General features: G+C 67.8%; 17 protein-coding genes. 10 read left to right on the top strand and 7 right to left on the bottom strand.

What is annotated here, in order from left to right:
- Positions 1-153: 153 nt before the first annotated feature.
- From AZC_RS18070 to AZC_RS18060, 4 genes are all read left to right on the top strand, one after another.
- Complete coding sequence (locus tag AZC_RS18070; protein ID WP_012172037.1) at positions 154-2,088, top strand: acyltransferase family protein; 1,935 nt, start codon at positions 154-156, stop codon at positions 2,086-2,088.
- Positions 2,089-2,168: 80 nt separating this feature from the next.
- Entirely contained in the window at positions 2,169-2,942 is a 774-nt protein-coding gene (locus AZC_RS25175; RefSeq protein WP_081434037.1) for a response regulator, read from the top strand.
- A 35-nt stretch (positions 2,943-2,977) separates the two neighbouring features.
- Positions 2,978-3,307 (top strand): DUF6968 family protein, encoded by a 330-nt coding sequence (locus tag AZC_RS18065; RefSeq protein ID WP_148209875.1) that lies wholly within the window; start codon positions 2,978-2,980, stop codon positions 3,305-3,307.
- Between the two features lie 41 nt (positions 3,308-3,348).
- The gene (locus AZC_RS18060; protein ID WP_043879556.1) at positions 3,349-3,678 is read left to right on the top strand and encodes a DUF6968 family protein; all 330 of its coding nucleotides are present in this window, start codon (positions 3,349-3,351) and stop codon (positions 3,676-3,678) included.
- A gap of 17 nt (positions 3,679-3,695) precedes the next feature.
- Here the strand turns inward: AZC_RS18060 and AZC_RS18055 are convergent, their stop codons facing one another.
- The 4 genes from AZC_RS18055 to AZC_RS18040 all read right to left on the bottom strand — a co-directional run bounded on the left by AZC_RS18055 (position 3,696) and on the right by AZC_RS18040 (position 10,591).
- Entirely contained in the window at positions 3,696-5,762 is a 2,067-nt protein-coding gene (locus AZC_RS18055; RefSeq protein ID WP_012172035.1) for a membrane protein, read from the bottom strand.
- Positions 5,763-5,805: 43 nt separating this feature from the next.
- On the bottom strand, positions 5,806-8,631 hold the full coding sequence (locus tag AZC_RS18050) for a DUF4159 domain-containing protein (RefSeq protein ID WP_012172034.1): 2,826 nt from the start codon (positions 8,629-8,631) through the stop codon (positions 5,806-5,808).
- A complete protein-coding gene (locus AZC_RS18045; RefSeq protein ID WP_043880479.1) occupies positions 8,628-9,521 on the bottom strand; it encodes a DUF58 domain-containing protein in 894 nt (297 codons plus the stop codon). Before AZC_RS18045 ends, AZC_RS18050 begins: the two co-directional genes overlap by 4 nt.
- Before the next feature lie 65 nt (positions 9,522-9,586).
- Entirely contained in the window at positions 9,587-10,591 is a 1,005-nt protein-coding gene (locus tag AZC_RS18040; protein ID WP_012172032.1) for an AAA family ATPase, read from the bottom strand.
- Positions 10,592-10,830: 239 nt separating this feature from the next.
- Here AZC_RS18040 and AZC_RS18035 point away from each other — a divergent pair, with 239 nt between their 5' ends.
- The 4 genes from AZC_RS18035 to AZC_RS18020 are packed head-to-tail and all read left to right on the top strand — an operon-like array spanning position 10,831 to position 13,629.
- Positions 10,831-11,460, top strand: coding sequence for a DUF1285 domain-containing protein (locus tag AZC_RS18035; RefSeq protein ID WP_012172031.1), 630 nt, complete (start codon positions 10,831-10,833; stop codon positions 11,458-11,460).
- Entirely contained in the window at positions 11,460-12,134 is a 675-nt protein-coding gene (locus tag AZC_RS18030) for a CoA pyrophosphatase (RefSeq protein ID WP_043879555.1), read from the top strand. Before AZC_RS18035 ends, AZC_RS18030 begins: the two co-directional genes overlap by 1 nt.
- Positions 12,131-12,391, top strand: coding sequence for a DUF6111 family protein (locus AZC_RS18025; RefSeq protein ID WP_012172029.1), 261 nt, complete (start codon positions 12,131-12,133; stop codon positions 12,389-12,391). The genes AZC_RS18030 and AZC_RS18025 overlap by 4 nt, the downstream gene beginning before the upstream one ends.
- Entirely contained in the window at positions 12,388-13,629 is a 1,242-nt protein-coding gene (locus tag AZC_RS18020; RefSeq protein WP_012172028.1) for a CCA tRNA nucleotidyltransferase, read from the top strand. The genes AZC_RS18025 and AZC_RS18020 overlap by 4 nt, the downstream gene beginning before the upstream one ends.
- Positions 13,630-13,659: 30 nt before the next feature.
- Here the strand turns inward: AZC_RS18020 and AZC_RS18015 are convergent, their stop codons facing one another.
- The 3 genes from AZC_RS18015 to AZC_RS18005 form a co-directional block, all read right to left on the bottom strand.
- Positions 13,660-13,872 carry a YodC family protein gene (locus tag AZC_RS18015; protein WP_012172027.1) on the bottom strand — a complete coding sequence of 71 codons (213 nt, stop codon included), beginning with the start codon at positions 13,870-13,872 and terminating at the stop codon, positions 13,660-13,662.
- An 83-nt stretch (positions 13,873-13,955) separates the two neighbouring features.
- The gene (hemF, locus tag AZC_RS18010; RefSeq protein WP_012172026.1) at positions 13,956-14,855 is read right to left on the bottom strand and encodes an oxygen-dependent coproporphyrinogen oxidase; all 900 of its coding nucleotides are present in this window, start codon (positions 14,853-14,855) and stop codon (positions 13,956-13,958) included.
- Between the two features lie 89 nt (positions 14,856-14,944).
- Complete coding sequence (locus AZC_RS18005) at positions 14,945-15,415, bottom strand: tRNA (cytidine(34)-2'-O)-methyltransferase (protein WP_012172025.1); 471 nt, start codon at positions 15,413-15,415, stop codon at positions 14,945-14,947.
- A 252-nt stretch (positions 15,416-15,667) separates the two neighbouring features.
- On the opposite strand from AZC_RS18005, the gene petA reads away from it, so the two are divergent.
- Both petA and AZC_RS17995 read left to right on the top strand, forming a co-directional pair.
- Positions 15,668-16,192, top strand: a complete 525-nt coding sequence (petA, locus tag AZC_RS18000) for a ubiquinol-cytochrome c reductase iron-sulfur subunit (protein WP_043879554.1) — start codon at positions 15,668-15,670, stop codon at positions 16,190-16,192.
- A gap of 36 nt (positions 16,193-16,228) precedes the next feature.
- Positions 16,229-17,500, top strand: a complete 1,272-nt coding sequence (locus AZC_RS17995; RefSeq protein ID WP_012172023.1) for a cytochrome b — start codon at positions 16,229-16,231, stop codon at positions 17,498-17,500.
- The last annotated feature ends 20 nt before the right edge of the window (positions 17,501-17,520 follow it).

Raw genomic sequence — 17,520 nt, 5'->3', positions numbered from 1 at the left:
TGACAAGGGGCCGCTTCCTCCTCTAAAGAGCGCGGAGGCGGAAAGCGGCGCCTTGCGGGGACGGCTCCGGAGAGTGCGACGCGGGCCGCCGCCCCTTGTCTTCCGTGTGGTCCGGTCCTGCCGGGCCGCCGCCCGCCAGGATTTCACTCCCGCATGAAATACCGCGCGGACATCAGCGGCCTGCGTGCGCTGGCCGTGGTTCCGGTCGTTCTCTACCACGCCCATGCCGCGCTCATGCCCGGTGGCTTCGTGGGGGTGGACGTCTTCTTCGTCATCTCCGGCTATCTCATCACCGCCATCATCGCCGGGGATCTGGCGCAGGGGCGCTTCAGCCTCCTGACCTTCTATGATCGCCGCATCCGCCGCATCGTGCCCGCCTATGCGCTGGTGATGGGGGTGACACTGCTAGCGGCGCTGGTGAGTCTGCCGCCCCTCATGCTGGCCTTCTTCGGCAAGTCGCTGGAGTTCGCCTCCGTCTTCCTCGCCAATAAGCATTTCCTCGCCACCGCCGGCTATTTCCAGCCGGGCGTGGAGGAACTGCCGCTTCTGCACACCTGGTCGCTGGCGGTGGAGGAGCAGTTCTATCTGTTCTGGCCGCTCGCTTTATTCGCTCTGTCCCATCCACGCCTGCGCCCCATCCGGGGCGTGGTGGTGTGGGCGGTGCTCCTCGCTTCGCTTTATGTGGCGAGCCAGAATGCCGTGCTGCGGCCGAACAGCGGCTTTTACAATTTCACCTCTCGTGCCTGGGAGCTTCTGGCCGGCGGCGTGCTCGCCCTCGGCCTCCTGCCGCGCCTGCGCGGCCGCCTGCTGCCGGAGCTGGCGGCGCTCATCGGTGTCGGCCTCATCGGCTGGGCGCTCTTCACCTTCAGCCGCACCACCGTCTTTCCGGGCCTCAACGCCCTGTTCCCCGTGGGCGGCGCGCTCCTCATCCTCTGGGCGGGCGAGGAGGGGCGGCAGACGCTGGTCGGCCGCGTGCTCGGCCTTGCCCCCATCGCCGGCATCGGCCTCATTTCCTATTCGCTCTATCTCTGGCACTGGCCGATCCTCGCCTTCTACAAGTTCCACGTCGGGCACGACCCGGACCTTGTGGCGGGTGTGGTGCTGGTGGTGCTGGCGGTCGGCGCCTCCATCCTCTCCTGGCGCTATGTGGAGGCGCCCTTCCGCCGCCATGGGCCGCCCGAGCGTCGCTCGGAAATCCGCAGCATCCGGAATGGCCTGATCGTGCTGGCGGTGCTTGCCGGGACGGGCCTCGTCATCCACGAGACCAACGGATTGCCGTTCCGCGCCTCGGCCGCGACGCGGGCGGCACAGGCCTCCCTCACCGATGTCTGGGCGGGCTCGAAGGCCTGCCTCCAGGGGCCGGGCCTTCCGCGCGGCGACGCGCCCTGCCGCTTCGGCGATCCCGATCCGAAGGCGCCGCTGATTGCGCTGTTCGGGGATTCCTTTGCCAACCACCACGCCCCCGCCTTCGATGCGGTGGCCCGCCAACTCGGCTATGGGCTGCTTCAGGTGACAAAGGCCGGTTGCCAACCGATGGCGCCACGTGCCCTCGGCGGCTCGCAGGAAGCGCAGAATTGCGAGATCTTCCGCGGCCGGTCGCTGGAGGCGCTGGCGGCGAACCCTGAGGTGCGGCTCGTCGCCATCGGAGGCCTCTGGTCCGCTCAGCCGGACCTGCCCGCTGCCATGGCCGACCTTCGCAAGGCCGTGGAACAGCTGCGCCGCGCTGGAAAGGCGGTGCTGCTGGTCGGCCCGCCGCCGGATTTCGGGCTCGGCTTCGGGGCGCGTTGCGTGCTCCGGCGGCGCTTCCTCGGGCTGGACGAGAGCGTGTGCAACATCTCCGCCGAGACCGCCCGGGAGCGGTCGGCCGGGGTGGAGCAGGGTCTGGCCGCCATCGCCGCGTCCGTCCCCGGCGTCGGCCTCTATCTGCCCCGCGAGGGCTTCTGCGACGCCACTTCCTGCCGCCCCACCGTACCCGATGGCCGCCTCGGCTACGTGGACAACGGCCACCTCAACGCTCCGGGCTCACTCTCCCTGGTTCCCGGCGTGAAGTCGGCGGTCGAGAAGGCGCTGGCCGGCGCGGGTGGGTGACTGCGGTGGCAGGCATTGCTGCATATCTTAGAAGAGGCTAAAATATACAAGCTATATTATGTAAATGGAGGCGTTTTAAGATGGGTGAGAGCGATTTTAATAGAACAGCTGTTTCTTTGTCTAAGAATCCGCTCGGTATTATTGCTTTATTCATCGTTCTTGTCTATGGTATGGCGTCGCTCTCTCTGGTACTGTCTAATATGCCGGAGTCTGATTTCAGGGTAATGTTGTATTTCTTGATTTTATTCCCAGTTGTTGTTTTGTTCGTTTTTGTTTGGCTTGTGGTGAGGCATAATGCTAAATTGTTTTCTCCATCCGATTTCTCAAATGAGAATAATTATGTGTATTTAACTAGAGATCAAACTGCTGCTGCTGCTTATCTGGCTGTTGCGTCCACGAAAGATCAGGGCGTAAATGGGAAAATTGATATAGGAAACATTGCGGATTTGGTCTTGGAATCGTTTGATCTGTCCCGTAGGAGGCCTGCTGATTGGAAAAGACATCTGTTATGGGTGGACGATTTCCCGGATAATAATATATATGAAAGAAAGGCTTTCGAGGCGATCGGTATTAAAATAAGCATATCGACATCGACAAAAGATGCCTTGGATCGGGTAGCTAACAAAAAATTTGGCGCTATTATTTCTGATATGGGGCGCCGTGAAGGGCCTCGCGAAGGCTATGTGCTTTTAGAAGCATTGAGGTCGAGAGGATATCGGACGCCATTTTTTATATATGCCGGTTCTAATTTATCGGAACATAGAAGGGAGGCGCTCGATCGTGGGGCGCAAGGGTCGACAAATGATCCGCAGGACCTTTTTGAAATGGTTACGAGAGAGCTAATGAGCACTTAGCTGCGAGAAGCGAGGGCTCGAGATTGGATGCCATCATGATCGCAAGCCGAACCTTGAAGGTGCGTGAGGCGGATGAGGAGGTGGATCTCCCCATCCGCATCTATGCGCCGCGACAGGACAACGGGTGCTGGGCGTGCCGGATCGAAATCGACTGGCCGGACGAGCCTATGGCGCGCGATGCCTATGGTCACGATTCCGCGCAGGCGTTGCACCACGGGCTCCAGATGGTCGGCATCCACCTTTATGTCAGCGGGTATCACGAAGACGGGCTGATTAGCTTTCTAGAGCCGGGTTTCAAAGGTTACGGCTTTCCTGTCACAAAAAATGTGCGAGATATCGCCCATCCTGACGATGCGTTTCTTTAAAATTTTTGTCCGACAATCGATTTATTGAGCAGGAGAGGGACATGATTGCCTCTCGGGATCTCAAGATACGGGTGGGTCGGGAAGAGCGGGAGCTGCACGTGCGGATATTCCGTCCGGAAGCCGTCGGTGGCATCTGGACTTGTGCTTACGAAATCGACTGGCCGGAGGGAGTGAAGAGGTCACAGGCGACCGGGCTGGATTCGATCCAGACGCTGACCTCGGTCTTCCTGATGATCGGAGAAGAGCTGTACACAAGCTCCTATCACAAGGCTGGTGCCTTCATTTTCTCCGAGGGACTGACCGGGTATGGCTTCCCGGTTCCACCCCATCTGCGCCCCGCACTCATTGGGCACGACGCCGAATTTCTATAGCTCGCCCGTCCACTCCCTCACCGCCCCTCGCGCACCCAGGCGGCGGTGATCACGCCGAGCAGGAGCAGCAGGCCGGAGAGGCCGGCGAAGACCGGGAAGAGGCCGATGCCGCGCACCACCGAGACATCGCGGGTGCGCAGGCCCATCCAGTCGTCGCCCGCCAGCCGCTCGCCGGAGGAGACGGCCACCACGCGGGGCACGCTGCCCTTCAGTTCCGACAGCCGCCACAGGCCGCCGCCGGTGGCGGTGGCGATGGGGGCGAGCCAGTCCTTGGTGCTGGTGACTTCGGCGAATTCCTTCGGGTTCAGCGGGCCGATGTTGGTGAGGGCCGTGAGCTGCCCGTTCACCGCCCGCCACAGGCCCAGTTCATCCGCCGGCGTTGTCGCCCGCCACAGGCCGGGCTCGGCCTGTGTGAGCGTAAGGTTCCGCACGGCGCCGGAGGGCGTCGTTACCTGCGCCACGGGCACGCTCTCGCCCATGGTCTGGCGCTCCACCACGAGGTCGCGGCCGGAGGTGGAAAGCTTCAGGCGCTCTTCCTCAAGGTCCGGCTCCTTCATGAGCCAGTGGGAGAGGCGACGCAACAGGTCGATATAGGGGCCGCCGCCATCATAGCCGCGCGCCCAGAGCCAGAAATGATCCGAGAGCAGAAGGGCGACGCGGCCCTGTCCCACGCGGTCGAGCTGGAGCACCGGCTTGTCGCCGGGGGCGCTGAGGACCGTGACGCCCGAGCGCGCCTCCGCATCCACCACGCGGAAGAAGCGGCTCCAGTGCGGCGGATCGCTCTCCGAGCCGGGCAGGCCGCGCGTCACCGGATGGCGCTTGCCGAGATCCGTGAGCTTGGCCACATAGGGCGCTTCCGTGGTCTGGCCCGTGGGCGCGGCGGGGAGGATGTCCTCCAGCGGCGTGTTGTAGAGCGAGCCGGTGTCCACGAAGTCCGTGCCCGCCGCCACCAGCAGCGCGCCGCCATTGCGCACATAGCGCACGATGTTGTCGAAATAGACCTGCGGCAGCACGCCCTGCTGGGCGTAGCGGTCGAAGATGATCAGATCGAAGTCGCGGATCTTGGTCTGGAACAGCTCGCGCGTCGGGAAGGCGATCAGCGAGAGCTCGTTGATGGGCGTGCCGTCCTGCTTCTCCGGCGGGCGCAGGATGGTGAAGTGGACGAGGTCCACGTTCGCATCGCTCTTCAGCAGGTTGCGCCAGGTGCGCTCGCCCACGTTCGGCTCGCCGGAGACCAGCAGCACCCGCAGCTTGTCGCGCACGCCGTCGATGGAGACGGCGGCGCGGTTGTTCACCAGCGTCAGCTCGCCTTCGAGCGGCGGGGCCTCCACCTCGATGATGTTGGCGCCCGCATGGGCGATCTCGACCTCCACCTGCGCGGGTCGGCCGGCGGTGACGACAGGATTGGCAATCACCTCGCCGTCACGCCGCACGATCACGCCGACGCGCGCGCCCGCCGGCACGCCTTCGTCGGTCACGCGGAAGGTGAGCATCTGGCGCTGGCCGACGATGCCGAAGCGCGGCGCCTTCTCCAGCGCCACGCGGCGGTCGCGCTCGCCCGCTTGTCCCGTGATGAGGCCGTGGATGGGCGCGTTGAAGCCGAGCGCAGAGGCCTGCTCGGGCACGTCGTGCACGCGCCCGTCGGTGATCATGATGGCGCCCGCCACCCGCTCCGGCGGCACATCGGCGAGGCCGGCGGAGAGGGCGGAGAAGAGGCGTGTGCCATCCGTCTCGCCGTCGCGGGCGTCCGCCTCGATGGTGCGGATCTCAAGGCCGGGAATGCGCTTCAGCCGCTCGTCCAGCGCGGCGCGGGCGGCCTGCGTCTGGGCGGTTCGGTCACCGAAATTCTGGCTGGCGCTCTTGTCCACCACCACGGCCACCACGGAGGAAAGCGGTTCGCGCTCCTCCCGCGTCAGCGAGGGATTGGCGAGCGCGATCAGGCCCACAAGCAGGGCCAGCGCGCGGATGGCACCGCCGCGCGTGCGCGCGCCCACCAGCAGCACCGCCAGCACCAGCGCCACGACGGCCAAGGCGCCGAGCATCGGCCAGGGCAGGAAGGGCTCGAATGCGAGGCCGTAGCTCATGGACGCCTTTCAGGGGCCGCCGGGCGGCGGGACACGGGCTTCGTCATTGGCCGAGGCGCTCCAGCAGGGCCGGCACGTGCACCTGATCGGCCTTGTAGTTGCCGGTGAGCACGTACATCACCATGTTCGCGCCCGCCCGGAAGGCCATCTCCCGCTGACGCGGCTCGCCGGGGGTGAGGGGCAGCAGGGGCTCGCCATTCGGCCCCACCGCCCAGGCGCCGGCCAGATCGTTGGACGTGATGATGACGGGCGAGACGCCGTCACCCGCCCGCGCCGGACGCTCGTCGCCATCCTGCACGGCGGGCAGGGCCTCAACCCAGGTGGTGCCGCCGGTGAAGCGGCCCGGGAAATCGCGCAGCAGATAGAAGGTCTTGGTCAGCACGTGATCGCGCGGAATGGGCGAGAGTTCGGGCACGTCGAGGCCTGACAGGATCTCGCGCAGGCGCGCGGCGGCGGGCGAGAGGGGGCCGCTGCCGCCCTGCGGCGTCTCAAGGGCGTCGCGGGTGTCGAACACGACGGTGCCGCCCTGCTTCATGAAGGCGTCGATGCGCGCCAGTGTCGCCGGAGGCGGCACGGGAGAATTGGGCAGCACCGGCCAGTAGAGGATGGGGAAGAAGGAGAGGTCATCCTTGCCGATGTCCACGCCCATGGGTTCGCCCGCCTGCAAGGCGGTGCGCTGGGCGAGGAAGGTGGTGAGGCCCTCAAGGCCGGCGCGGCTGATCTCATCCACCTGCGCATCGCCGGTGGTGACATAGGCAAGGCGCGTCTGGGAGGTGGCCTTCACCGCGAAGTCCGAGGCCGCATCCGCCCGCGCGGGGGAGGGGGCAAGGATGCCGCCCGCCCCAAGGGCCAGCGCACCCAGCAGCAGCGCGGCGGTGGTCGCCCGCCGCCCGAAGCGGCGCAGCGCGCCGGAGAGCACGAGGACCGCCAGTGCGTCGAGCAGCAGCAGCGCCATCGCGGCGAGCAGCGCCAGTCCGCGCAGGTCGCGCGGCGCGGCTTCGCGCACCGGAGCGGCGGTGGCGCCCAGGGGGGAGAGGTCGAGGGGGGCGAGCGTGTCGTCGGGCTTCAGGGCATTCACCGCCAGCAAGGCATCCGGCGGGCCATAGAAGCCGGGCGGATGCTCGGCGCTGGCGCGCTCGTTGAAATTCGCCGGCACGGGCTTGGCGGTGGGGCCGGGCGGGCCGAAGGCGCCGTAGCCATCCAGCAGGCGGGTGGGCGGAATGCTGGCCACTGCCCCCTGCGCCACACGCGCGGCCGCCGTGTCGGCGCGGCCCTCATCGGTCGCGGCCGCGGCATCGGAAAGCGCGATCACCCGGCGCAGCATATCCACGAATGTGCCAGAGAGCGGCAGGTTCGACCAGCTTGTGTCGGCCGTCACATGGAACAGCACCACCATGCCCCGCCCACGCGGCGCGCCGGTGACCAGCGGCGTGCCGTCGGTGAGCGCCGCCCAGGTGTGCTCGCCGAGATTGCCGTCCGGCTCGGCCAGCACCTGCCGGTTCACGCTCACATCGTTGGGCAGCTTGAGGTCGTGGAAGGGGCCTTCGGCGGTGAGGCTGCCCAGCGCCTGCGGCGTCTCCCAGGACAGCGATCCGCCGAGCGTGCGTCCGCCCCTGCGCAGACGCACGGGCAAGAGGTCGTCCTGCGCATTGGCCAAGCGCGGGCCCGCGAAACGCACCAGCACGCCGCCATTCTCCACAAAGCGCGCAAGGCGCGTGCGGGTGGCGGGCGGAATGGTGCCCACATCGGTGAGCACGATCACCGGCACGCGCTGCTCCAGGAAGCGGTTGATGTTCTCCACCGGCGCGCCGGTCTCGCCCAGACGCAGGTCCGCGAAGGGGCCGAGCGCGCGGGAGAGATAGTAAGTGGGGGCCAGCAGAGGCTGGCCGGTGTCGGTGGACGCGCCAGACACGACGCCGACCGTGCGGCGGCGCCAGCGCTTGTCCAGAAGCTGCACCGCGCCGGCCGAGCGCTCGCCGACGATTTCGAGGCGCGACACCTCGTTGCGGATGTCCACCGGCAGATTGAAGGTGGCAAGCGCCTCCCGCACGCCGGGGCCGAAGGAGAAGGCGGCTTCCCCGAGCGCGAGGCCCTTCATGTCACGGGCTTCCACCCGCCCGACGCGGGCGGGGCCGTCGTCGGGGCGCAGCACCTTCACGGTGAGCGCGCCGGCGGCATTGTCGGGCGCGGCGAGGGCGAGCGGGGTCGCGACGCCGCCACTCACCACCAGCGGGGGGCGGGCACCCTTCAGCGCGGCAAGCTGCTGGGCGAGGTCGGGATCGGTGGCAAGGTCCACGCCGTCGCTCACATAGACGAGGCCGGCGTCCGGCTGGCTGCCGAGGATCTTCGCCGCCAGCGCGAAAGCCTCCTTGCGGGCCGGTGCCCAGGCGACGGGGGTGAGCGAGCGCAGCTTGTCCCGCGCCTGCGCCGGCAGGAGAAGCGTTGCGTCCTTCGGCACGTCGCCGGTGGGAATGAGGGCGACGCCCCGGCCGTTGGCGGCGGCCTCATCCACGAGGCCATTGGCCGTGGAGATACGCTGCGCCCATGTGGCGGCGGCGGGCCAGCCCTGGTCGATCACCAGCACCAGCGGGCCGGAGGAAGAGGGCGCAGAGGCGGGCGGGTTCCATATGGGGCCGGCGGCGGCGAGGATGACGAGCGCCGCCAGCAGCAGGCGCAGCAGTGTCAGCCACCACGGCGTGCGGGCGGGCGTCTCCTCCTTCGGCCGGATGTCGAAGAGGAGGCGCGTCGGCGGGAAGTTCAGTTCCTTCGGGCGCGGCGGCACAACGCGCAGCAGGAACCACAGCGCCGGCAGGGCCAGCAGCGCGGTGAGCAGCAAAGGCGAGGCAAAGCTAAGCGGAAGGCCCATCATGCGCGGGTCTCCGTCGAAACGCTTGATGTGGCGGCATCGCCCGCGCCCATGCGCATGTGCAGCGCCAGCAGCAGTTCGCTCGCCGGCCGGTCGGTGCGGTGGACGCGGAAGCTCCAGCCGAGCCGGTTGGCGGCGGCGCGGATGGCCTCGCGATGCGCGGCGACGCGCGTCTCATAATCCGCCCGCCACGTCTCGGCACGGCCGACCGTGATGCTCGCGCCGCCTTCCGGCTCGCGGAAGGCGATGCGGCCGGAGAAGGGGAAGGTCTCTTCCGCCGGATCGACGATCTGCACCACATGGCCGTGGGCGCCGGTGCCCGCCAGCGCCTCGATGCGCGCGACCACCTCAGGCGTTGGGCTCCAGAAGTCGCCCAGCAGCACCACCTCGGAGAGAGGCGAGGGATGGAACAGGGGCGGCAGGCTGCCGGGCAGGCTCTGCGCCAGCAGCAGTTGCTCGGCCATCCGCTCCATGATGCGGCGGCTCGCGGTGGGGCGCAGGATATCCGGCACGCCCACGCGCTCGCCGCCCTTCACCAGAAGCTCGGCGAGCGCCAGCGCCACCACGAGCGCCCGGTGGCGCTTGGGTTCGAGCTTGGGCGAGGCATAGTCCATGGAGGCGGACAGGTCCGGCCAGATCCACACGGTGTGGGCGGCCTCCCATTCGCGCTCACGCACATACAGATGGTCGTCGCGGGCAGAGCGGCGCCAGTCCACGCGGGCAGCCGGTTCGCCATCGGTGAAGCGGCGGTACTGCCAGAAGTTCTCGCCCGACCCCGAGCGGCGCCGGCCGTGGACGCCATGCTGCACGGAGGCGGCGATGCGCCGTGCCTCCAGCACGAGCCGGGGCATGGCCGCCGCGAGCACGGAAGCCTCATGGGACAGGTGCGCCATGCCGATGGCGGCGGCCTCTGCCGTCTCCGGGATGTCCTTCGGACGCAACGCCACGCGATTGCGCCTCAGCCCAGCCGGGCCGCGAGGCGCTTGATCACGCGCGTCACGCTCTCGCCCTCGGCACGGGCGGCGAAGGTGAGGGCCATACGGTGCTTGAGCACCGGCTCCGCCAGTGCCACCACGTCATCCAGCGAGGGCGCATAACGCCCGTCCAGAAGGGCGCGGGCGCGCACCGCCAGCATCAGCGCCTGCGAGGCGCGCGGGCCGGGACCCCAGGCGATGTGTTTCTGCTCGTCGCTCTCGCCGGTGCCGGGGCGGGCCGAGCGCACGAGGGTGAGGATGGCTTCCACCACCGATTCGCCCACCGGAAGGCGGCGCACGAGGCGCTGGGCGGCGAGCAGGTCATCAACGCTCATGGCGGCGCGGGGCTTTGTCTCTTCCGCGCCCGTGGTGTCGAACAGGATGCGCCGTTCGGCATCGCGATCGGGATAGTCCACGTCGATTTCCATGACGAAGCGGTCGAGCTGGGCTTCGGGCAGGGGATAGGTGCCTTCCTGCTCCAGCGGGTTCTGGGTCGCGAGCACATGGAAGGGCTTGGGCAGATCGTGTCGCTCACCGGCCACCGTCACATGGTATTCCTGCATGGCCTGAAGCAGCGCCGACTGCGTGCGGGGCGAGGCGCGGTTGATCTCGTCGGCCATCAGGAGCTGGGCGAACACCGGCCCCTTGATGAAGCGGAACGCGCGCTTGCCGCCAGCGCTTTCCTCCAGCACCTCGGCGCCCAGAATGTCGGAGGGCATGAGGTCGGGCGTGAACTGCACGCGCCGGGCATCGAGGCCGAGCACGGTGCCCATAGTTTCCACAAGCTTGGTCTTGGCGAGGCCCGGCACGCCCACCAGCAGCGCATGGCCGCCGGAGAGGATGGTGACGAGGGCCTGATCGATCACCGTCTCCTGGCCGAAGATCACCGAGGAGATGGCCGTGCGGGCCGCGCGCACGCTGGCGGCGGCGGCCTCGGCATTGCGCACGATCATCTGATCCAGGTCGAAGGTTTCGCTCGGTGCCGACATGCCCTATCTCCGCTTCGCCGGGAGCTTCGCCGCCAAACACGGCAAGACCAAGCCCGCTCTCGTCCTTGTCAGGTCGCGAGGAGGCCGCGCCCGGAACCGGCAGGCGGAGCGTCGGATTTCTCCGGCGCACCACCACCCTGCCGGAGGATCAAGCTTACGATAAGTTGGCGCCGCGTCGAGCCATCCGTTTTGCGGTGCACGGAAATCGGTGTCACGTCATTGCGAGGAGCGGCGTAAGCATGGCTGAGGAAACCGGTCCAACCGGACAGGCAACGGGCGAGGCGGGCGCCGCTTCCGGCCGCCTCGAGGCCGTGATGGCGGCGGTGAAGGCCACGGGCGGACGCGGTCCGGCACCGGTGGAGAAGTGGAACCCGCCCGATTGCGGCGACATGGACATGCGCATCGCCGCCGACGGCACCTGGTTCTATATGGGCACGCCCATCGGCCGCCCCGCGCTGGTGCGCCTGTTCGCTTCCGTGCTGACGCGGGAGGGGACGCGCTATGTGCTGAAGACACCGGTGGAGAAGATCGGCATCACCGTGGACGACGCTCCCTTCCAGGCGGTCGAGATGGCGGTGGATGATGCGGACGGACAGCCGGTGCTGGTGTTCCGCACCAATATGGACGACCTCGTGCGCTGCGGCCCCGGCCACGACCTGCGCTTTGCCCCCGGCGGCGAGCCCGGCGAACTGACGCCCTATGTCCATGTGCGCCATGGGCTGGAGGCCCGCCTCACCCGCGCGGTCTTCCTGGATCTCGTGGAGCGCGGCGAGGTGCGGGAGGTTGAGGGCACGGCGATGTTCGGCGTCGCCTCGGGCCGGGCCTTCTATGCCATGATGCCCGCCGCCCAACTGGAAGGCAGCCTGTGATGACCGCCCCCTTTCCCTCCGCCGGGGCGCCGGTCGGCACGTCGTCGCCCGAGCTCGATGATTTCCTCGACCGCGCCGCCTTCGGCCTCTCGCAGGTGCCGCCTCCGCCCTATGTGCGGGACGACCATGCGACGCTGAACGGCGACCACGCCATCTCCAGCCATGTGCCGGTGCCGGAGAAGCCGCCGCGCCCGGCCGCCGTTCTGGTGCCCGTGGTGGCACGGCCAGAGCCCACGGTGCTCCTGACGCTGCGGGCCACCAACCTCTCCCATCATGCCGGACAGATCGCCTTTCCCGGTGGGCGGATGGACCCGGAGGACAAGGACGAGGTTGACACCGCCTTGCGCGAGGCGCGGGAGGAGGTGGGCCTTGCGGGCGATCTGGTGCGCCCTCTCGGCTTCCTCGACGGGTACCTCTCCAGCACCAATTTCTGGATCGTACCCGTGGTCGGGCTCATCCCGCCCAATTACGCCCTCGCCCTCAATGAAGCCGAGGTGCAGGAGGCGTTCGAGGTGCCGCTGGCCTTCCTGATGGACCCCGCCAACCACCAGCGCCAGTCGCGGGTGCGCGAGGGCATCCGGCGCTATTTCTTCGCCATGCCCTATGGCGAGCGGTTCATCTGGGGCGTAACGGCCGGGCTGATCCGCAACCTCTACGAGAAGCTCTACGCATGATCCGCACCGTTCTCGTGGAGACCGCGCTCTTCCTCTCGCCCTTCATTGCCTATGGCCTGATCCTGCTGGCGCTGCGCGGCTCCGTGGTGCCGGCGCACTGGTCTCCACGCGCGCTCGCCGCCTGTGCCGTCCTTGCGGTGCTGCTGGTGGCGGCGGGTCTGTGGCTGTTCGAGTGGGATCAGGGCGCGCGGCCGGGCAGCCGCTATGTGCCGGCCCATATGGAGAATGGCGTCTTCGTGCCGGGCCGCTACGAATGAGCGGCCCGTCGCTGGCGGGGGCCGCCTTCCTTGCCGCACCCCCGTTGCGGGCGGTGCTGGCCGCGCTCAATGGCGACGGCGAGGAAACGCGCATCGTCGGCGGCGCGGTGCGCAACGGCCTGCTGGGCGAGGCCGTGGGCGAGGTGGATCTCGCCTCCACCTGCCTGCCGGAGGAGGTGGTGCGTCGCGCCGAGGGCGCGGGCTTGAAGAGCGTGCCCACCGGCATTGCCCACGGTACCGTGACCGTGGTGAGCGCGGGCGTGCCCTTTGAGGTGACGACGCTCCGCGAGGATGTGGAGACGGACGGGCGCCATGCGGTGGTGCGCTTCGGCCGCGACTGGGCGCGCGACGCCGCGCGCCGCGACTTCACCCTCAACGCCCTCTATGCGGATGCAGACGGCTTGGTCTTCGACCCTGTGGGTGGTCTGCCGGACCTCATGGCGCGCCGCGTGCGCTTCATCGGTGATGCCGAGACCCGCATCCGCGAGGACCATCTGCGCATCCTCCGCCTGTTCCGGTTCCACGCCACCTATGCCAAGGGTCCCGTGGATGCCGAGGCGCTCAGGGCCGCCGAGCGGCTGCGGGCCGGCCTCGACCAGCTCTCGCGGGAGCGGGTGCGGGCGGAGCTGGTGAAGCTGCTCGTGGCCCGGCGGGCGGCGGACACGCTGGTGGAAATGACCGATGCCGGGCTGCTGACCCGCATCCTCGCGGGGGTGCCGGACCTCTCCGGCTTTGCGCACCTCGCACGGCTTGAGCCTGAGCTTGGCATCCAGCCGGCACCCATGCGCCGGCTCGCGGCGCTGGCTGTCCGGATTCCCGAGGACGCCGAGCGTCTGCGGGTCCGCCTGCGCCTTGCCAATGCAGAGCACGCCCGCCTGCTGGCGCTCGCCGGCGCGCGGGCGGTGGGGCCGGGCCTCTCCGCTCCGGAGGCTCGGGCGTTGATCTTCGCGCTGGGAGCGGACGTGTTCCGGGATGCCCTGCTGATCGCGGCGGCACGGCGGGGCGGCGATCCATCGGCGCTGCTGGCGCTCGCCGCCGCATGGCCGGTTCCGGAATTCCCGCTGACCGCTCGGGATCTCATGGCCCTCGGGCTCAAGCCGGGACCGAAGCTCGGCGCCGCGCTGGCGTCGGCGCGTGAGGCATGGGTGGCGGCGGATTTTCCGCATGACGCCGAAACCCTTGCGGGCATGGCGCGCGCGGCGGCCGAAGCGGGAGGCGGCGGGCCGTCCTCCCGCTGAACGCAGGGCCGATGCGGCGCGACCGCAGGCTCAGTCCTCGTCTTCCTCGTCCCCGTCTTCTTCCACCTCGAACTCGGTGATGTCGAGGACTTCGAGGCCGATCACCGGCAGGGACTGGGTGCGGAACTCGCCATTCTCGTCCGAATACCACACCACCTCGACCATCTCGCCGGATTCGGAGATGACGGTGAGGGCAGGGCTGCCGGACTTGAGCTGAACGATGTCACCGGGGGCGAAGGCCATGGGTGTTCTCCGTTACGGCGCCTGAAGCGCCTCAACGGTGTAGCGAGCCTGTGTGACGCCCCGACAACGGCGGTGGTGCCGTCCTACGGCCACTTCACCACGGGCGGCATGGAGGAGAGGATGGAGGCGATGTTGCCGCCGGTCTTCAGGCCGAAAATGGTGCCGCGGTCGTAGAGCAGGTTGAACTCCACGTAGCGGCCGCGGCGCACGAGTTGCTCCTCGCGCTCCGTCTCGTCCCAGGGCCGCGCCATGTTGGCGCGCACGAGGCGGGGATAGATGTCGAGGAAGGTGGTGCCCACCTCCCGCGTGAAGGCGAGATCGGCGCCGAAGTCGCCCGAGTTCAGCCAGTCGTAGAAGATGCCGCCGATGCCCCGCATCTCGTTGCGGTGCTTGAGGAAGAAATATTCGTCGCACCAAGCCTTGTAGCGGCCGTAATCGGCCACCGCATGGGCACCGCAGGCCTTCTCGAACGCGGCGTGAAAGGCGCGTGTGTCCGGATCGTCCTGCGTGCGGCGGGTGTCGAGGACCGGCGTGAGGTCGGCGCCGCCGCCGAACCAGCTTTTGGTGGTGACGACGAAGCGGGTGTTCATATGCACCGCCGGCACGTGGGGATTGGCCATGTGGGCGATGAGCGAGATGCCGGAGGCCCAGAAGCGCGGGTCTTCCGCCGCGCCGGGAATCTGGCCCCGGAACTCGGGCGCGAATTCACCGAAGACGGTGGAGGTATGCACGCCCACCTTCTCGAACAGCCGCCCGTGCATCATGGCCATGGTGCCGCCGCCGCCGGGCGCGCCCGTATGGTCCGTGCGGTCCCATGGCGTGCGCACGAAACGGCCGGCCTTTTCGCCGTAGAGCGCTGGGGACGCCTCGTCCTCCAGTTGCTCGAAGGCGGCGATGATGCGCCCCTGCAAGGCCTCGAACCACGCGCGGGCCTCGGCCTTGCGGCGCTCCAGCTCGGCGGTCTCGATGGCGGTGTCGGTCATCGGCGCTTAACCTCCTGCGGGCCCCCGCGCGTTCTAGAGCATGTTCGGTCCGCCGACGGAAGCGGCGGGCAGGGACCCGCGCCGGAGAATCATGTGGGCTCCGGGGCGGGGAAACCGTTCGTCTGCCGCAGGGCCTCGCCCAGCGCCATGGCGGCGGAGACCGCCACGTTCAGCGAGCGCATGCCCGGCCGCAGCGGGATCTTCACCCGCGCATCCGCGGCCGCATGGACCTCCTCCGGCGCTCCCGCGCTCTCACGGCCGAACAGCAGCACGTCGCCGGGCTGGAAGGTGAAGGCGGGCAGGGGCGTCGCCCCCTTCGTGGTGAAGAGCACGAGGCGCCGGCCTTCCTCGCGGCGCCAGCGCTCGAAGGCGGCGAAGGAAGCATGGCGTTGCCACTCCACCGCATCGAGATAGTCCATGCCGGCGCGGCGGAACGCGGGCGCGCTCACCGGAAAGCCGGCGGGCTCGATGATGTGCACGGGAACACCGAGGCAGGCGCCGGTGCGCAGGCACGTGCCGGTATTCTGAGCGATATCTGGGCAGTAAAGAGCGAGGATCATCCGTAAAGTTACGTAGCTGGCAGAGTTCTGGCGGAAAGATGGCGAACCCGAGACCCGGTGCCGCATGGGGGCGATCTGGACACGGTTCGGATAGGGTGTAATTAGAGACACTTGAAGGTGCTGCTTCCCTTTCGTCGGGAGGGGTGTGCCTTAATCTCGCGGCGTTCGCACATGCGGAAAACAGCATTGTTCTCCGCAATATATTTGTTGCAGCCGCGAAGATGACGCGAACGAATATTGAGGGAAAGCGCCGTGGCACATACGGAGACGACCCAGACGACCCGCCGGGATTTCCTTTACATTGCAACGGGCGCGGTCGGCGCGGTCGGCGTGGCCGGGATGGTCTGGCCCTTCGTGTCGCAGCTTCAGCCGGACGCTTCGGTGCTGGCGCTGTCCACCACGGAAGTGGACCTGACCCCCATCGCCGAAGGCCAGATCGTCACCACCCAGTGGCGCGGCAAGCCCATCTTCATCTTCAACCGCGCCCCGAAGGACGTGGAAGCCGCGCGCGCCGTGCCGCTGACGCAGCTTCTCGACCCGCAGCGCGACCAGGACCGAGTGAAGACCGGGCATGACAACTGGCTCGTGGTGATCGGCATCTGCACGCATCTGGGCTGCGTGCCGCTCGGCCACCAGGGCAATTATGACGGCTGGTTCTGCCCCTGCCATGGCTCGCAATACGATTCGTCCGGCCGCGTGCGCGTCGGACCGGCCCCGCTGAACCTCGCGGTGCCGCCTTACAACTTCGTTTCCGACAGCAAGATCGTGATCGGCTGACGTGCGCGTCGCCCGTCCATAACAAGGGTTGGCCCCATGGAAGGACATTCCACCTACCAGCCGAAGAGCAGGGTTGCGCGCTGGTTCGAGAGCCGGCTGCCGCTCGTCGGTCTCGTGCATTCGAGCGCGATTGCCTATCCGGTCCCCAAGAACCTGAACTATTTCTGGACCTTCGGCGCGATCCTCACCCTCATGCTGGTGGTGCAGATCGTCTCGGGCGTGGTGCTCGCCATGCACTACACCGCCTATGCGCCGGTCTCCTTCGCCCGCGTCGAGCACATCATGCGCGACGTGAGCTTCGGCTGGATGATCCGCTACATCCACGCCAACGGCGCTTCGATGTTCTTCATCGCGGTCTACATCCACATGTTCCGCGGCATGTATTACGGCTCCTACAAGGCGCCGCGCGAGGTGCTGTGGATCCTCGGCGTCATCATCTACCTGCTGATGATGGCCACGGCCTTCATGGGCTACGTGCTGCCGTGGGGCCAGATGTCCTACTGGGGCGCCACCGTCATCACCAACCTGTTCTCGGCCATTCCGCTGGTGGGCGAGACCATCGTGCAGTGGCTGTGGGGTGGGTATTCGGTGGGTGATCCGACCCTCAACCGCTTCTTTGCGCTCCACTATCTGCTGCCCTTCATGATCGCCGGCGTCGTCGGCCTGCACATCTGGGCGCTGCACCATGTGGGCCAGAACAATCCCGACGGCCTCGACGTGAAGAGCGTGGCGAAGGACACCGTGCCGTTCACCCCCTATGCGACCATCAAGGATGTGTTCGCCATGGTGGTGTTCCTGCTGTTCTTCTCCTGGTTCATCTTCTACGCGCCCAACTACATGGGCCACCCGGACAACTACATTCCGGCCAACCCCCTCTCCACCCCGGCGCACATCGTGCCCGAGTGGTACTTCCTGCCCTTCTACGCCATCCTGCGCTCCATTCCGGACAAGCTCGGCGGTGTGCTGTGCATGTTCGGCGCCATCGCGGTGCTGGCCTTCCTGCCCTGGCTCGACACCTCGAAGGTGCGCTCGGCCAAGTACCGCCCCCTCTTCCGCCAGTTCTTCTGGATCTTCGCGGTGGTGGCGGTGGGCCTCGGCTACCTCGGCTCGCAGCCGGCGGAGGGCGGCTACGTGATCGTGTCGCGCATCTTCACCGCTTATTACTTCATCCATTTCCTCGTCATCCTGCCCGTGCTCGGCCTCGTCGAGCGCCCGAAGCCCCTGCCGGCCTCCATCGCCGATGCGGTTCTGGCCAAGGGTGGCGCAACGGTCGTCGCCGGAGCCTCGGCTCCGCAGACCAAGGGCTGAGCGAGCGGCGGAGACAGAGC

The organism is Azorhizobium caulinodans ORS 571 (genome assembly GCF_000010525.1).
Classification (GTDB): domain Bacteria; phylum Pseudomonadota; class Alphaproteobacteria; order Rhizobiales; family Xanthobacteraceae; genus Azorhizobium; species Azorhizobium caulinodans.
The sequence above is the reverse complement of the archived record's forward strand: the minus strand, read 5'-3'. Positions and strand labels throughout refer to the sequence as shown.

Excerpts from the sequence above, each read along its gene's own strand:
- AZC_RS18025 (WP_012172029.1), top strand. The coding sequence starts at position 12,131 with ATGATCCGCACCGTTCTCGTGGAGACCGCGCTCTTCCTCTCGCCCTTC.
- AZC_RS18015 (WP_012172027.1), bottom strand. The coding sequence starts at position 13,872 with ATGGCCTTCGCCCCCGGTGACATCGTTCAGCTCAAGTCCGGCAGCCCT.
- AZC_RS18065 (WP_148209875.1), top strand. The coding sequence starts at position 2,978 with ATGATCGCAAGCCGAACCTTGAAGGTGCGTGAGGCGGATGAGGAGGTG.
- AZC_RS18060 (WP_043879556.1), top strand. The coding sequence starts at position 3,349 with ATGATTGCCTCTCGGGATCTCAAGATACGGGTGGGTCGGGAAGAGCGG.
- AZC_RS18050 (WP_012172034.1), bottom strand. The coding sequence starts at position 8,631 with ATGATGGGCCTTCCGCTTAGCTTTGCCTCGCCTTTGCTGCTCACCGCG.
- AZC_RS18020 (WP_012172028.1), top strand. The coding sequence starts at position 12,388 with ATGAGCGGCCCGTCGCTGGCGGGGGCCGCCTTCCTTGCCGCACCCCCG.
- AZC_RS18055 (WP_012172035.1), bottom strand. The coding sequence starts at position 5,762 with ATGAGCTACGGCCTCGCATTCGAGCCCTTCCTGCCCTGGCCGATGCTC.
- hemF (WP_012172026.1), bottom strand. The coding sequence starts at position 14,855 with ATGACCGACACCGCCATCGAGACCGCCGAGCTGGAGCGCCGCAAGGCC.
- AZC_RS18045 (WP_043880479.1), bottom strand. The coding sequence starts at position 9,521 with ATGGCGCACCTGTCCCATGAGGCTTCCGTGCTCGCGGCGGCCATGCCC.
- AZC_RS18005 (WP_012172025.1), bottom strand. The coding sequence starts at position 15,415 with ATGATCCTCGCTCTTTACTGCCCAGATATCGCTCAGAATACCGGCACG.
- AZC_RS18030 (WP_043879555.1), top strand. The coding sequence starts at position 11,460 with ATGACCGCCCCCTTTCCCTCCGCCGGGGCGCCGGTCGGCACGTCGTCG.
- AZC_RS18035 (WP_012172031.1), top strand. The coding sequence starts at position 10,831 with ATGGCTGAGGAAACCGGTCCAACCGGACAGGCAACGGGCGAGGCGGGC.
- AZC_RS25175 (WP_081434037.1), top strand. The coding sequence starts at position 2,169 with ATGGGTGAGAGCGATTTTAATAGAACAGCTGTTTCTTTGTCTAAGAAT.
- AZC_RS18040 (WP_012172032.1), bottom strand. The coding sequence starts at position 10,591 with ATGTCGGCACCGAGCGAAACCTTCGACCTGGATCAGATGATCGTGCGC.
- AZC_RS17995 (WP_012172023.1), top strand. The coding sequence starts at position 16,229 with ATGGAAGGACATTCCACCTACCAGCCGAAGAGCAGGGTTGCGCGCTGG.
- AZC_RS18070 (WP_012172037.1), top strand. The coding sequence starts at position 154 with ATGAAATACCGCGCGGACATCAGCGGCCTGCGTGCGCTGGCCGTGGTT.